At 66.0% G+C, this 12,078-nt stretch carries 12 protein-coding genes; all 12 read right to left on the bottom strand.

Annotated elements, in window-relative coordinates:
• Positions 1–46 precede the first annotated feature (46 nt).
• The 12 genes from J8F10_RS37175 to J8F10_RS37120 all read right to left on the bottom strand — a co-directional run bounded on the left by J8F10_RS37175 (position 47) and on the right by J8F10_RS37120 (position 11,922).
• Positions 47–778, bottom strand: a complete 732-nt coding sequence (locus J8F10_RS37175) for a sigma-70 family RNA polymerase sigma factor (protein ID WP_210663362.1) — start codon at positions 776–778, stop codon at positions 47–49.
• A gap of 32 nt (positions 779–810) precedes the next feature.
• Complete coding sequence (flhA, locus tag J8F10_RS37170; RefSeq protein WP_210663360.1) at positions 811–2,946, bottom strand: flagellar biosynthesis protein FlhA; 2,136 nt, start codon at positions 2,944–2,946, stop codon at positions 811–813.
• Positions 2,947–3,410: 464 nt separating this feature from the next.
• Positions 3,411–4,478, bottom strand: a complete 1,068-nt coding sequence (gene flhB / locus J8F10_RS37165; RefSeq protein ID WP_210663358.1) for a flagellar biosynthesis protein FlhB — start codon at positions 4,476–4,478, stop codon at positions 3,411–3,413.
• Positions 4,479–4,723: 245 nt separating this feature from the next.
• A complete protein-coding gene (locus tag J8F10_RS37160) occupies positions 4,724–5,494 on the bottom strand; it encodes a flagellar biosynthetic protein FliR (RefSeq protein WP_210663356.1) in 771 nt (256 codons plus the stop codon).
• Positions 5,491–5,760 carry a flagellar biosynthetic protein FliQ gene (locus J8F10_RS37155; RefSeq protein WP_210663354.1) on the bottom strand — a complete coding sequence of 90 codons (270 nt, stop codon included), beginning with the start codon at positions 5,758–5,760 and terminating at the stop codon, positions 5,491–5,493. Before J8F10_RS37155 ends, J8F10_RS37160 begins: the two co-directional genes overlap by 4 nt.
• A 127-nt stretch (positions 5,761–5,887) precedes the next feature.
• Positions 5,888–6,565: a flagellar type III secretion system pore protein FliP gene (fliP, locus tag J8F10_RS37150; protein WP_210663352.1), complete on the bottom strand. Its 678-nt coding sequence runs from the start codon at positions 6,563–6,565 to the stop codon at positions 5,888–5,890.
• Positions 6,566–6,744: 179 nt separating this feature from the next.
• Positions 6,745–7,542 carry a hypothetical protein gene (locus J8F10_RS37145; RefSeq protein ID WP_210663350.1) on the bottom strand — a complete coding sequence of 266 codons (798 nt, stop codon included), beginning with the start codon at positions 7,540–7,542 and terminating at the stop codon, positions 6,745–6,747.
• A 404-nt stretch (positions 7,543–7,946) separates the two neighbouring features.
• Positions 7,947–8,459: a flagellar biosynthetic protein FliO gene (locus J8F10_RS37140; RefSeq protein ID WP_210663348.1), complete on the bottom strand. Its 513-nt coding sequence runs from the start codon at positions 8,457–8,459 to the stop codon at positions 7,947–7,949.
• A gap of 26 nt (positions 8,460–8,485) precedes the next feature.
• On the bottom strand, positions 8,486–9,223 hold the full coding sequence (locus J8F10_RS37135) for a hypothetical protein (RefSeq protein ID WP_210663346.1): 738 nt from the start codon (positions 9,221–9,223) through the stop codon (positions 8,486–8,488).
• Between the two features lie 27 nt (positions 9,224–9,250).
• Positions 9,251–9,736 (bottom strand): flagellar FliJ family protein, encoded by a 486-nt coding sequence (locus J8F10_RS37130; RefSeq protein WP_210663344.1) that lies wholly within the window; start codon positions 9,734–9,736, stop codon positions 9,251–9,253.
• 190 nt (positions 9,737–9,926) lie between these two features.
• On the bottom strand, positions 9,927–11,243 hold the full coding sequence (locus J8F10_RS37125) for a FliI/YscN family ATPase (protein WP_246524786.1): 1,317 nt from the start codon (positions 11,241–11,243) through the stop codon (positions 9,927–9,929).
• Positions 11,230–11,922: a FliH/SctL family protein gene (locus J8F10_RS37120; RefSeq protein WP_210663342.1), complete on the bottom strand. Its 693-nt coding sequence runs from the start codon at positions 11,920–11,922 to the stop codon at positions 11,230–11,232. The genes J8F10_RS37125 and J8F10_RS37120 overlap by 14 nt, the downstream gene beginning before the upstream one ends.
• Positions 11,923–12,078 lie beyond the last annotated feature (156 nt).

Below are 12,078 nucleotides of genomic sequence, written 5' to 3'. Positions count from 1 at the left end.
TTCCTGCCCTGTGCGTTTGTGTTCTGTGCGTCCGTTGTGCGTGGAGTCACCCGGCCGCGAGCGCGCCGCCGGCCTTGAGTGCCTTCAGGCGCTCGCCCAGCTCGAACGTCGCCTTGCTCAGCAGGCGCGAGACGCGCGACACGGAGAGCTTCATCACCTCGGCGATTTCCTTCAGCCGTAGGTCCTCGCGGTAGTACAGCGTGACCGCGATCCGCTCCTTCGAGTCCAGGCCCTCGATCGCGTCGGTGAGCTGCTGGATCGTTTCCCAGCGCTCCATCTCGGCCGACGGCTCCTCGGACGCGATCGCCGGTTCCAGGCCGTTCGCATCGGCGGTCTGTTCCCAGGACGTCGTTTTAGCGACCCGTTCGGCCGCGAGTGTATCGGTAACTTCGTCTTCGGTCAGGCCGGTCGCGGTGGCGATGGCTTCGACGGTGATCGGGTGGGGCAGGGTGCGGCACGCGCGCCGGACCGCCGTGAGGCGCGTGTGAACGTGCTGCGGGAGCGGGCTGTTCCGGCGCATCTCGTCCACGATCGCGCCGCGGATGCGCAGGTACGCGAACGTCTTGAACTGGGCGTTGCGGGTCGGGTCGAACTTCGAGGCCGCTTCGACGAGCCCCAGGACGCCCGCCGATTCGAGGTTCTCGACGTCCACGCCGGGCGGCGTATCGCCGATGAGTCTTCCAATAACGTGTTTGACCAGGGGGAGGTGCGACACGATGAGTTCGTCGCGGCGCTGCTGGTCGGCCTGTCGTTGGTACGCTTGAATGTTGCCACTCATGGTGTGTATGACTCGGGCGAACTACGGGACGATTAAGTTCGGGACGACTCGAACAAGTTGCTCACGGCGGCGGAGGCCTCGCCGGTCAGCTCCTCGGGGCGGATCACCGCCACCGGTTCCATCAACAGGTCGGTCGGAATTTCCTGGTACGAGATCACGCTCAGGTCGTGCAGGGCGCGGGCCAGGGAGTGCCGGACGGCCCGGCGGAGGCTCCCGTCGCACAGCAGCGCGACCTCGTAGCCGCGGGCGCTCGCTTTCCGCAACTCGCCCGCCACCCGCATCGTGAGCTGCTCCAGCCGGCTCGGGTCGAGGACCAACTGGTGCCCCTGGACCGAGCGGCGCAGCTCGAGTTCGAGGCGCGGGTCGAGAACGATAGCACGAATTCGGCCGGACGGGTCGCGGAACCGGTCCACGACCGAGCGCCCGATGTCGGCCCGCACCCGTTCGGTCAGTTCGTTCGGGTCCTTCACGGTCGGCGCGTGGGCCGCGAGGCTCTCGAGGATGCGCGGCAAGTTCGAGATCGGCACCCGGTCCTCGAGCAGCAGAATCAGGACGCGGTGCAGCGTGCCCATGCTCATGACGTTCGGGATCAGGTCGTCCACCACGGCCGGGGTCGTTTCGCGCACCCGGTCCACCATCGACTTCAGGTCGTCGCGGCCCAGCAGTTCGCCCGCGTGCCGGCGGACCACTTCGCCCAGGTGCGTAATAATCACGTTCGGCGGGTCCACCACGGTGAACCCGGCGGCCTCGGCGCGGTTGCGGTCCGCGTCGGTGATCCACTTGGCCGGGAGGCCGAAGGCCGGTTCGCGGGCCTCTTCGCCCGCGAGCGAGATCCGGCTCGCGCCGCCCGGGTCGATCGCCAGCCAGAAGTCCGGGCGCACCTCGCCGCGGGCCACTTCGCGCCCCCCTAAGAGGACACGGTACGAGGGCGGATCGAGCTGAATGTTGTCGCGGACGCGGACGGCCGGTACCCACAACCCGCTCTGTTTCGCGAGGTCGCGCCGCAACCCGCCGATCCGGTCCAGGAGCCCCGGTCCGCGCCGGGCCGACACCAGCGGAATGAGCGCCGCGCCGATTTCGAGGCTGATGCGGTCCGTTTGGAGGAAGTCGTCGAGGTACCCTTCGACCGGGGACTTCGGGGCCGCACCCGCGGCGCCCGCCTGGGCCGCGGCCCCTTCGCCGCCCGCGGTCGCGGGGACCGGTACGGCCGGCTTCGCCCCGCGGCGCGACAGGTAGAACAGCGCCCCGCCCAGTGCGAGGAACGGGACCGTCGGCATTCCGGGGACCAGCGAGAGCGCGATCAGGATGTACGAGCCCAACCGGAACGGGGCCGACGCGGTCTGGAACTGGTCGTTCAGTTCCTCACCCAAACTGGTACCGGACGTCGCCTTCGTCACCAGCATGGCGGACGCGGTGGCGGTGATGAGCGCCGGGATCTGGGTCACCAGCCCGTCGCCGACCGTCAGAATCGAGTACGTCCGGATCGCCTGGGTCAACGGCATGCCCTTCGTCAGACCGATAATGAAGCCGCCCACGAGGTTCACGGCCGTGATGATGATCGCGGCCACCGCGTCCCCGCGGACGAACCGACTGGCCCCGTCCATCGTGCCGTAGAACTCGCTCTCCCGCATCAGGGCCGTTCGGCGCTTCTTGGCCTCGACCTCGTCGATCATCCCCGCGTTCATCTCGGCGTCGATCGCCATCTGCTTGCCGGGCATCGAGTCCAGGGTGAACCGCGCCGCGACCTCCGACACCCGCCCGGCCCCCTTGGTAATCACCACGAACTGGATCACGATCAGGATCAGGAAGATCACCAACCCGACGATCAGGCTGCCGCCGACGACGAACTTTCCGAACGCCGCCACGATCTCCCCGGCGTCGGCGTTCAGCAGGATGAGCCGGGTCGTCGCCACGTTCAGTGCGAGCCGAAAAAGCGTAAAGAGCAAAAGTAGCGACGGGAACGTCGAGAATTCCAGTGGCTGCTTCACGGTCAGCGTGACCAACAACAGCAGGATGGTCGCGCTGATGTTGAACGCGAGCAGCAGGTCCAGCACCAGCGTGGGGAGCGGGACCAGGAAGATCACGAGTAACCCGAGCAGGGCCACCGAGAGGAGCAGTTCGCTCCGCAGCAGGGGCGAGCCGGACACGGGTTTGATTTCGTTCGCCATCGGGAGTCCATTCGGCCACCGTTTCCGGCGACACCATGATTTAGAACGCAGCCGATTTCCGGCGCGCGGAAGTCACTGAAGACGCAGCGTTTCTGAAGTTTTCTTCCTGTCACACTCTCAGGATTCGGCCCCGGCGAAAATCCCGTTCGGGTTATACCGCGCCCGGTTTTGCGCCGATCCTGAAAACTACGCTCCCGCGCCACTCCGTAAGGGCGCGAACACTCAATCCGTCGTCGTTTGACGCAACTCTCGGCGCTGCCGATGAGCCGCCCGATTTACACGCGCGTGCCCGTTAGTTGCTGTGTCGCACAGACTGTTCCGGTCCGTGCGCCAACCCTCCAGCGAGAGCCGCGAACCGATTTCCGGCTCCGCTCGGGCCGCCAAATACCACACACAGACAAGAACGTCCGCGCCACCCGCGGGAAAACGGGCATGCACACCCGCGACCCCGCTCCGCTCGCGCCCTACACTGCTCCGCTGCGCAACTTCATCACGAACGCGAGCACCTCGGCCACCGCCCGGAACAGCACGTTGGGGATCGGTTGCCCCTCGCGGATGGACTGGAGCGCCCGCGCGAGTGGCGGGCGCTCGAGTACCGGCACACCTGAATCGCGGGCGAGTTTCGTGATCCGTTTCGCGAACGCGCCCTTGCCCTTGGCGATGACCACGGGGGCACTGTCGCGGTTCGCATCGTACCGGAGTGCGACCGCGTAGTGGGTCGGGTTCGTGACGACGACGGTCGCCTTCGGCACTTCCTTCAGCATCTTTTGCTTGGTGCGCTCGCGCGCGATTTGCCGGATGCGGGCCTTCACCATCGGGTCGCCGTCTTCTTGCTTCAGTTCCTGTTTTAATTCTTCCTTCGTCATCCGAAGGGAGATCTCGAACTTCCGGCGCTGGTGCGCGTAGTCGAAGATCGCAACGAAGGCGACCGCGGCCGAGAGGTACAGGGCCAGTTTCATCACGACGGCCCACGCTGCCGGCGCCGCGCCCGCCACCCGCCCCTGACCCAAACTGGCGACGAGCCCCCCGCGCCCGTTGAGCACCACATACGCGACTACCCCCAGCGCGATCACTTTCAGGATGGTAAGCAGCCCGCGGATCAGCGCCGTGGTGGAGAACAGCCGACCTAACCCGGTGGCCGGGTTCAATTTGTCGAAGTTGAGTTCGAGCTTTTCTGTGTTGATCTGGAGCCCCACCTGTGCGACGCTCGCCACCACCCCTACCGCGAGCAGGAGCCCGAAGAACGGCAGGAGCGCTGCGAGCGCCCGGAGCCCGGTACGGGCCATGAGGTCCACAGCCACATCAATGTTGAAATCGGGCCGGAACGCGCGGGGGAGGTCGTGGCGGAAGATGTTGATGAGGGCGTTCCAGACGTCCGGTCCGAGGTTCGTCAGCCCGACCACACCCACAACGAGTACGAGGCTCCCAACCAATTCGGCACTAAACGGCACCTGACCCTGTCGGCGCGCTTCCTCGCGCCGACGCGGTGTCGGGTCTTCTGTTTTTGATTCCTCATCGACTTCGTCAGCCACTCGTCACCCTTTCGGGAATGACCGTGCCCGATGAGCCACCAGTCACCGGGGAATTACAAACGACGCCGGGTTCTTCGTGAGCCGGTTCCGAGTTCGTTGAGCGAGCCGCGACCGCAAGGGAATGGGAGGCACGGCCAGTATCAAGGTTCCCGAACCAACACGATCGCCATCTACTGCTGCTGAGAGAGCCGCTGCAACCGCTCCTTGCGGTCGCGGCTCGTTGACTACTTCTCGCCCGCAAGTCGTTACTTGGGGCCGCTCAACATCTTGGGGAGCATTTCGCCGGTGCGCCCGACGATCGCGGTCAGGATGTTCACGAACTCGGGGACCAGGACCAGTCCCGCGACGAGCGCGACGAACACCTGGAGCGTGAAGCCGACCGAGTAGATGTTCAATTGCGGTGCGGCCCGGGCCATCACCGCGAGCGTGATCGCGAGCAAGAACAGGCACAGGGCGAGCGGCGCGGCGAGGAGCAGGCCCATTTCGTAGGCGCTCGCCAGGCCGGTCACCATCGGGCCGGCTTCCGGGATCTCGGACCCGCCGAGCGGGAGCGCGGCGAACGAGGAGTGGAACACCGCGAGGACGATGTGGTGCCCGTCCACGAGGAGGAAGATCAGGGCCCCGGCCGTTTCGAGGATGTTCGTGAGCGGGCCGGCGGAATCGGTCCCGGTCGGACCGACTTGCGGCGAGATGTTCAACCCGATCTGCTGCGTCACGAACTCGCCCGCGATCCGCCCCGGCAGGAGGAACAGCCCGAACGCGAGGCCCATCGCGGCGCCGATCAGCGCTTCGCGCGTGACCACGAGCCCGTAGCGGAGGGTGTCGACGTCGCGGACGCTCCCGGCCGGGAGCGCGCCCAGATCGGCGCTCGCCGGCCCGACGTAGAACGCCGCGAACACGAGCACCATCCCGGCGCGCACCGAGCGCGGCGCGCGGCCCGAGAACAGCGGCATCACGGAGACGAACGCCCCGATCCGCGCCAGCAAAAGTCCCAGAGCGATGCCGGAGATTGTCACGTGCCTTTCCCCGCGGCATAGGCGATCATGCGCTGCGTGAACGCGACCGCCTGTTGGAACGAGAACCCGAGCGTGACCACGAGTACCAAACCCACCAGGATGATGCGCGGGACGTAGCTGAGCGTTTGGTCCTGGATGCTCGTGACCGTCTGGAAGATGCTCACGATCAACCCGACGGCGAGGCTCACCACCAGCGCGGGCATGGCCACCACCAGCGCCACCAGGAACAGCTCCTGGGTCATCCGTATCACGTGGTCGGTTGTCATTCGGCGCTCCGTGCGAGTGTTCAGTTCTCAGTGTTCAGTTTTCAGCCAGAAACTAAGGGGCGAACTCGACTCTCAGCAGGCGACCCGTGCCTATCCGAACACTGAAAACTGTGAGCTGAACACCGCGTCATCCGTAACTCAGTGCAATCGCGTAAGTAACGAGGTGCCACCCGTCCGCGAGGACGAACAGCAGGATCTTGAATGGGGCCGAGATCGTGATCGGCGGCATCATCACCATGCCCATCGACGTCAGGATGCTCGACACCACCAGGTCCACCATCAGGAACGGCAGGTAGATGCAGAACCCCATGATGAACGCGGTCTTCAGCTCGCTGATGAGGAACGCGGGGATCACGGTGAGGAACGGCGTGTCCTCCGCGCGCTCCACGGTCGTGTTCTTCGACAGGTGCAGGAAGAGCGCGAGGTCTTGTTTGCGCGTCTGCTGGAGCATGAACTTCTTGTAGATGTCCATGCCGACCTTGAGCGCCTGCGGGCCGGCCATTTGCTTGTTCACATACGGCTGGTACGCCTTCTGATCGATCTCCGCGAAGGTCGGCTGCATGATGAACAGCGTGATGAATATCGCGAGGCCGGTCAGGACCAGGTTGGGCGGGACGTTTTGGGTGCCCAGCCCCTGGCGCACGAACGAGAGCACGATGATGACGCGCGTGAAGCACGTCATGGTCATCAGCGCCGCGGGCAGCAGCGTGGACAGCCCGAGCATCAGGGCCATCTGGACCGGCGGCGACAGGTTCTGGAAGTTCAGCCCGTTGGGGCTGTTGATGAAGTCGGCGATGTCGCCCATGAACTGCGCCTCCGTGCGTTCGGGGGCGGTGTCTATCGCGGGTGGCGAGATGAGTCAAGGCGGACAAGATGTGAGGGGGCGCGTCGGGTGGGGTACCTCCGGGACCGCGGGCATCTTGCCCGCTCTTCGGTTGTGGCAGGAGGGCGGGCAAGATGTCCGCGGTCCCAGGAGGCCGTTTGCTATTTCGCCGGGACGATTTTCTTGATCCGGTACGTCTTCGCGTTGTCTTTCAGCCAGGCTTTGGCCTTATCGGGGGTGAAATTGGGTCCGAAGCCGTCCTCGCGCGACAGGTTCAGTGAGGACGCGGCCGTGTAAAACGCATCAGAGTTCTTTTCGGCCAGGGCGAGCAACCCCTCCACGATCGCCTGACTCTCGTCCGCCCCGACCGGTTCCTCGGACGTTTTGCCAATGACGGCATCGGCCGGGTACGCGCGGTAGCGCGTGGTGAGGAGCCACGCGGCGGTCATCCGTTCGGTTTGGTCCTTCGACTTCAGCGCCTTGTCCGCGTCGACCAGGATTTTGCCGGCAGCTTTGGCTTCTTTGATGGCCTCGTCGAGCTTGTTGGACTTCTTGACCGCACCGAAGTGGCCGCCGAGTCGGTAGAAGCCCTCGTCCGAGCGCTTACGTAGGAAGAGGAGCACTTCTTCGTCCTTCTCGAGTACCGGGGTTCCAATCTTCAGTTTGCCGCTGGGTTGGTCCTCTTTGGGAACGAACGCGACGCGCAGGTGCGTCACGTCCCCGCCCCCAAACACTTGGTCGGACACCTTCACGACCGCGATCCGGAACTGGGTCTTGTTGCCCCCTTTGTACTGCTCGGCCTCGATCGTCTTTTCTTCGATGTTGGTCACCGTTCCAACGGCCACGACGTCCGCACAGGCGACCCGTTCCGGGATCGGGATGAAACGGATCTCCGTAGCGGGGGCCAAGTTCGCAGACAAAGTGACAAGTACGGCTGCTGCGAGTACGCGGGCGGTCATGGTGACTCCGGTGCGGTGTTTAGGCGGGCAAAATGAGACGACGTGCGACGCTGATCCGATTGCCCGCGTGACCGAACCGTTACACCGCCTTCTGGCCTGTCAGTGAAGACGGCCTTTCCGGTGCGAAATCAACAACTCAGGGAGTGATTTAATGGATTTCCGTTCACTGAATGCGTAGAATTGCAGTGGCGGATATTCAGCAGTTGAACAACACCTGAGAAGCGAACGCTAAAGTCGGGAGAATGTTGGTGATTGTTAGCCTTTTAACGCCATCGCGAGATGCCGCCATGTTGCTGTAAAACATTTTCCGAGAACAGATTGCGGCAAGAAAGAGGGTTTAGTGAAGCCCCGCGGGGCGAAAATGTTAGCGAATGTTAGCCCCGGAGTGGATACGGTCCGGCGACTCACGCTGCCGGTGCGATCGAAGTTGTTTCGGTGGTGGGAGTTGCGGCCGGGAGTTCTGGCTCGGGGCCTGAGAGTTCGACGAGCGCCTTCACGCCGGTGACGTCCGTCCCGATCAGCATGCGCCGGTCCCCCGCACGCACGAGGTGGACCGCACACCGACCGACGCGGAGCGAGGTTATCACGCGCATCGACTGGTCCGCGGGGGCCGAGGGCTTCCGGCCCATCCACCGCGTGGTGATGACGCACAGTCCGCACACCACCACGAGCGCGACCACGAGTTGCAAGAGGCCGAGGCCGACACTCGCCGGGGACTTGGACGTTCCGGCTTGAGACTCCGGGCGCGGCGCGAACGCCGCGGCCCCTTCGGTCGCGGCCCGCGGCGGGGCGTCCGGGAGCGGGGTCGGGGACGAGATGAACCCGGGAAGGCCGAAGCCGAGAGCGATGATGAGCACCCCCGCGCCAATCAGCACGGGGGGGATGCGAACGGGATTCGGTTTCTTCGCGTCGGGCATCGTGCCCTCTCAATTCGGGTGGTTCGTCACGGCGTGGGGCGACCGGGCGTTGCCCCACCAGCCGTTGGTGCGGGAGCCAGACCCGGGGTCGCGTTCGCGGCATTGAGCGCCTTCAACTGGCGCACCTTGTCCATGAGCTGAGCGGCGAGGGGCGCGTCGTTCAGGGCTTCCATCAGCCGCGCCGTGTTGCGCTCCTTCATCCGAACCAGGATCTGGGCGGCTTGCTCCATCTTCCCGGTCCCGGATTCGGCCATCTGCTTCAGGATCGGGGCCGCGCCCTCGGGCGTCATCGCGTCGTACACGGCGGCGAGTTTCTCGTAGTTCTTGATCTCGTTCGCGCGGTCCTCGGCCTGCCGCTTCTTCAAGTCGTCCGTGAGCTTCGGATCGGGCTCGGGGCTCTTCGCGGCGGTCTTCAGTTCCGTCGTGACCTGACGGAGCAGCGCGTCGGTGGCCTCGCGCTGGGCCTGCACGTCTTGCAGGATGAGCGAGATCTGCAGCGCCTTCCGCTCCAGCTTCGCCTGCTGGTCGAGCGAGGTCACGTCGGGGCCGGTGGCCGACGGCGGGAGCTTGGAAATCGGCTTCGGCTCGGCGGGCGGGTCTTTCGGGTTGTCCCCGGTGGGGCCGGGCTTCAGGGCCGGCTTCTCCGGCTTGTCCTTGTCCGCGGTCTCCTGTTGCTGGCGCGACTGGTTCAGCCACAGCGACAGCGCGGCCGAGAGCGAGAACAGGAGGAGGGCGATCACGCCCAGGAACAGCAAGTTTTTCATGTCGGGCTCCGCTCGCGGGTCGGGTCGTTACGCGGCGGGTTCGGCCTGGTACAGCGCCACCGCCGGCGCGTTCTGGGCGGACTGCCACCGCTGCTGGATGAGTTCGTCGAGTTGGTTCTGGTCGGACTTCTGGGCTTCCTGCTGCCACTTCTCGACCTGCTGCCGGCGGAGCGTGGAGAGCGCTTCGACCTCGGTGGCAAGTTGCGCCCGCTCCTGGGCCGCGGCGTGGAGCCGCTGTTCGGCCTCCGCGACTTCCGTTTCGGACGCGCGGATCGAGACCCCGACGCGCTCCGCCATGTCGGACGCGGACGCCCACTGCTGCGGGGCCATCACGCGGCCGACCGAAGCGGAGATCTTGTCCGAAATGCGGTCCAGTTGGTCGCGGAGCGCGAGGAGCGTGGCGCGGGCGCGCTCGGTCGCCTCTTGCGCGCGCTTCTGTTCGAGTTCGGCGATGTGTTCGAGCTGCTTCTTGACGCGAAGCAGTCGGTCCAGTGAGAACTCGAATCGTTTCACGGCGAGGCACCTCCGTTGGTGCCGGGGTTATGGCGAACCGGCGGGAGCTTGTCAAGTGCGAGCGTTCGGCCCGAGCCGGTGCTTCATGTAGCGTAGCACGCGCCCGGGCCGAACGCTCGCGGGCACGCGCGGTTCTCACATGTTTGGAGAACCGCGCGTGCCCGCGAGAGCGTGTGAAAATTCGGGCCGGTTAGAAGGGCCAGGCGCCGGCGATCTGGAGCAGGCCGGTCCGGGTCTCCTCGAACGTGGCCCGTTCGCCCACGTCCTGCTTCAGGAACTTCTCGACCCGCGGCATGAGTTCGATGGCCTTGTCGACCTGCTGGCTCGACCCGCGGACGTAGGCCCCGATGCGGATCAGGTCCAGCACTTCCGCGTGCGTCGCGAGGATCGCACGGACCTTGCGGGCCGCTTTCGCGAAGTCGCGGTCCACGACGTCGGTCGCGACCCGGCTGATGCTCCGCGAGACGTCGATGGCCGGGTAGAACCCGCGCTCCGCGATCTTGCGGTCCAGCACGATGTGGCCGTCCACCAGCCCGCGCACGTAGTCCGCGATCGGCTCGTCCATGTCGCCGCCGTCCACGAGGACGGTGAGCAGGGCGGTGATCCCGCCGACGGCCGCGTTGCCAAGCCGCTCGACGGTGTTCGCGAGGGTCTGGAACACGCTCGGGGTGTACCCGCGGCTGCTGGGGGGCTCGCCCAACAGGAGCCCGAGTTCGCGCTGGGCCATCGCGAGCCGCGTCAGGCTGTCGATGACGAAGAGGACGTTCTGGCCCTCGCCCCGGAAGTAGTCGGCGATGGCGATGGCCGCTTGCGAGGCCCGCACCCGCATGAGCGGGGTCTGCTCGCACGTCGCGACGATCACGACGGACCGGGCCATGCCCTCCGGTCCGAGCACGTCTTCGAGGAACGGGGCCACTTCGCGCCCGCGCTCGCCGATGAGGGCGATCACGTTCACGTCGGCCTGCGACCCGTTGGCGACTTCGCCCAAGAGCGTGCTCTTGCCGACGCCCGACCCGGCGAAGATCCCGATGCGCTGGCCGCCGCCGCAGGTGAGCATGCTGTCGATCGCGCGGATCCCGGTGACGAACGGGTCCCGGATCCGCTGGCGCTCCATCGCGGGCGGGGCCGGGCGGTTCACCGGGCGCAGCGGGCAGTCCGTGATCGGCCCCTTGCCGTCGAGCGGGCGCCCCAGGCCGTCGATCACGCGCCCGAGCAGGTTGCGCCCGGTCGGGACCATCAGGCCCTTGCCCTTCCGCAGCACCGGCATGCCGGGCTGGAGGTTCTCGGCCGCGTCGAACGGCACGAGGTAGGCGAGGTCGTTCTCGAACCCGATCACTTCGGCCAGGACGGGGTCGCCGTCGCGGGGAATGATCGCGCAGTGGTCGCCGACCGCGGCGGGGATGTTGCAGGTCATCAGCCCCGTGACACTCTTCAGCCGGCCGCCCATGCGGTAGAGGGGCGTCTGGACGATGCTTCGGTTCATCGCGGGCATATCAAGACCGAGCATTCTTCAGGCTCCGTAAAAGTTCGTCGCGAATTTCTTCGAGCTCGCGGGTCACGTCCGAAAGGAGCATGGACTCGCGGCCTTCTACTTGGCAGTCCCCGCGGCCGAGGTTGGCGTCCGGCACGAGCCGCGGGTTGATTTGGTCGGGGAGCAGCGAGTCGCCGCCCAGTCGCTTGTTGAGCAGTGCGAGGTCGTCGGGATTCAACCGGATCGTGACCGCGGCGTCTTCACCGAGCTGCGCGATCATGTCGCGCACCTTGGCCTCGATCGGGAACGCCCCGGACTCGACCTGTTCATGTAGCACGCGGGTCGCGATGGTGAGGGCCAGTTCGATCGCGGCCCGCTGCCACTCGCGGAGGCGCTCGCCGCGCTCGGTGCGAATGTTCTCGACGGCGGACTTCACGTTCGTGAGGGCCGCTTCGATGCGCTCGCGATCGGCCTGGATCTCCCGGCCGGCGTTCGTGGTCCAAAAATCGATTGGTTGTGCTGCGGCAACGGGTGCGGGTTGGGGTGCGGGCGTCGTAGCGGGTGCGACAACGGGCGCCGGGGCGACCGGGGGCGGGGAAACGATTTCTTCCTTGGCCTCAACGATCCGGGCGTCTCGCAAGCGCCGGGAGAACCGGACGCGGAACTCGTGCGAGCCGGGATTACTCCCCCGGTGGGCGACCGGTGTGGACCGCATATTATCCCCTTGGCTCACTTTTGACCCCCGCGCGAGTGCGGTTAGACCCCGGCGAGCGGATACCCTCGTGGGGCGATTTCCGCAAGGGATTCCGTGGGTGAAAGTGAACAATTCCACAATGGCTCAGGTTCCGCAATAGCGGGCGAGCGGATCGGG

Origin of the sequence: Gemmata palustris (genome assembly GCF_017939745.1) — a bacterium.
Classification (GTDB): Bacteria; Planctomycetota; Planctomycetia; order Gemmatales; family Gemmataceae; genus Gemmata; species Gemmata palustris.
The sequence above is the reverse complement of the archived record's forward strand: the minus strand, read 5'-3'. Positions and strand labels throughout refer to the sequence as shown.

Excerpts from the sequence above, each read along its gene's own strand:
- J8F10_RS37175 (WP_210663362.1), bottom strand. The coding sequence starts at position 778 with ATGAGTGGCAACATTCAAGCGTACCAACGACAGGCCGACCAGCAGCGC.
- flhA (WP_210663360.1), bottom strand. The coding sequence starts at position 2,946 with ATGGCGAACGAAATCAAACCCGTGTCCGGCTCGCCCCTGCTGCGGAGC.
- J8F10_RS37155 (WP_210663354.1), bottom strand. The coding sequence starts at position 5,760 with ATGACAACCGACCACGTGATACGGATGACCCAGGAGCTGTTCCTGGTG.
- fliP (WP_210663352.1), bottom strand. The coding sequence starts at position 6,565 with ATGGGCGACATCGCCGACTTCATCAACAGCCCCAACGGGCTGAACTTC.
- J8F10_RS37145 (WP_210663350.1), bottom strand. The coding sequence starts at position 7,542 with ATGACCGCCCGCGTACTCGCAGCAGCCGTACTTGTCACTTTGTCTGCG.
- J8F10_RS37140 (WP_210663348.1), bottom strand. The coding sequence starts at position 8,459 with ATGCCCGACGCGAAGAAACCGAATCCCGTTCGCATCCCCCCCGTGCTG.
- J8F10_RS37135 (WP_210663346.1), bottom strand. The coding sequence starts at position 9,223 with ATGAAAAACTTGCTGTTCCTGGGCGTGATCGCCCTCCTCCTGTTCTCG.
- J8F10_RS37125 (WP_246524786.1), bottom strand. The coding sequence starts at position 11,243 with ATGCTCGGTCTTGATATGCCCGCGATGAACCGAAGCATCGTCCAGACG.
- J8F10_RS37120 (WP_210663342.1), bottom strand. The coding sequence starts at position 11,922 with ATGCGGTCCACACCGGTCGCCCACCGGGGGAGTAATCCCGGCTCGCAC.